The following is a 1,871-nucleotide window of genomic DNA, read 5'->3' as shown; positions in this document are numbered from 1 at the left end:
TTGCATAAATAGGGATGATTAGCAAAATCCAATTTTTGCCCAATGGGTGATTTCTTTAAACCTTGTCCTAGCAGGGCTAAGGCTGGGTTTAAAAAATCGCCAAGTGGGTGAAAAGTGGTTTATGATGATTGTTCCTATTTATGCAAAGGTCTCTATTAACATCTGCATCACCATATTTTGAACGCCATTTGTAGAAAGTAGCTTGGCTCATGTCGTATTCACGGCATAAGTTAGCAGTAGATTCTCCTGCTTGGTTTTGTTTAAGAATATTGACTATTTGTGTGTCTGTGTATCTTGATTTTTTCATGTGAAAACTCCTTATTTTTTATTATAGAATTTTCTACTTTAGAATGGTGTGGTTTTTTGGGGGTATTACAACCCCTAATGAGGTAGCTCTCCCCCCTGAGTTGAGTAGCCCCAAACTGTGATTGAACCATGGGTTTTAACGGCAACAAAGGCGTATGAAGTTGAATAAATTCTGGTGTAGCCATCATCAACTGGTGCACCTTTACCTCCGTGAGTCAACAAGCCCCAAACCTTGATTGAGCCATCAGCTTTAAGGGCGGCAAAGGCACCATTCGTTGAATAAATTTTGGTGTAGCCACCGCCTTTAGGTGCATTTTCACCGCCACGATGTTGGCTACCCCAAGCCTTGATTGAACCATCAGCTTTAAGAGCGACAAAGGCATGGTTATTTGCATAAATTTTGGTGTAACCACTGCCAGCGGGTACATTTGTGCCTCCAAAGTCTTTCTTGCCCCAAGCCACAATTGTGCCATCAGCTTTAAGGGCGGCAAAAGCATGGTTATTCGCATAAATTTTGGCATAACTACCGTTAACAGGTGCATCTGTACCTCCAGAGTCTGAGTTACCCCAAGCCATGATCGAACCATCAGCTTTAAGGGCGGCAAAGGCACCATAAGTGGAATAAATCTTGACATAGCCATTACCTCTAGGCGCCCCTTCGCCTCCATTGTTTTTATCCCCCCAAGCTACGATCGAGCCATCAGCTTTAAGAGCAGCAAAGGCGTAACCATTTGAATAAATCTCAGTATAGTTTTTGTCTTTTGAAGAACTATTGTTAAACGCCTTTGTACCTCCATACTTTGAATTACCCCAAGCCACGATTGAGCCATCGGACTTAAGAGCAGCAAAAGCAAGGAAAGTTGAATAAATCTTAGTGTAACCTTTGTCGATAGGTGCTTTTTTACCTCCATTATTTGAGCCTCCCCAAGCCGTAATTGACCCATCGGTTTTAAGGGCAGCAAAGGCATCATAATTTGAATAAATCTTAGTATAGCCACTATCAGTGGGTGCGCCTTTACCTCCGTGATCTGCATCTCCCCAAGCTGAAATTGATCCATCATCTCTAAGCGCGGCAAAGGCACGACCAGTTGAATAAATCTTAGTATAACCACTGTGCTTAGGTGCATTTATACCTCCATTAGTTGAACTACCCCAAGCCATGATAGAGCCGTCGGACTTAAGGGCAGCAAAGGCACCTTTATTAGGATAGTTTGGTGCATTAAAAATCCCGCCAAAATCATTGTAAGCACTGGAATAGTCTACTTCAGTAAAGCGCCAATTCTCTGCTTCCATGCTACAAAATTTGCTATCATGGTTGGCATGAACTGTGAGGGTAACAAGAGATGCTATTAATAGTAAAGTACGGTTAATATTTTTGTTGATCGTCATTAAATTCATTGTGTTTTCCTTTTTAGTTTTTAGATTTAGCTAGCAATATAATAATAGAGACCTTTGCATAAATAGGGATGATTAGCAAAATCCAATTTTTGCCCAATTGGTGATTTCTTTAAACCTTGTCCTAGCAGGGCTAAGGCTGGGTTTAAAAAATCGCCAAGTGGGTGAAA

1 protein-coding gene and 1 pseudogene are annotated in these 1,871 nt (G+C 41.3%); both read right to left on the bottom strand.

What is annotated here, in order from left to right; genetic code table 11:
* Positions 1 to 154: 154 nt before the first annotated feature.
* Positions 155 to 307, bottom strand: a pseudogene (locus tag BBROOKSOX_RS12345) (transposase); the annotation flags it as partial.
* A gap of 74 nt (positions 308 to 381) precedes the next feature.
* The gene (locus BBROOKSOX_RS10500; protein WP_139661716.1) at positions 382 to 1,704 is read right to left on the bottom strand and encodes a hypothetical protein; all 1,323 of its coding nucleotides are present in this window, start codon (positions 1,702 to 1,704) and stop codon (positions 382 to 384) included.
* Between the last annotated feature and the right edge of the window lie 167 nt (positions 1,705 to 1,871).

Source organism: bacterium endosymbiont of Bathymodiolus sp. 5 South (assembly GCF_900128535.1).
In the GTDB taxonomy this organism is placed as follows: domain Bacteria; phylum Pseudomonadota; class Gammaproteobacteria; order PS1; family Pseudothioglobaceae; genus Thiodubiliella.
The sequence above is the reverse complement of the archived record's forward strand: the minus strand, read 5'-3'. Positions and strand labels throughout refer to the sequence as shown.

Excerpts from the sequence above, each read along its gene's own strand:
- BBROOKSOX_RS10500 (WP_139661716.1), bottom strand. The coding sequence starts at position 1,704 with ATGAATTTAATGACGATCAACAAAAATATTAACCGTACTTTACTATTA.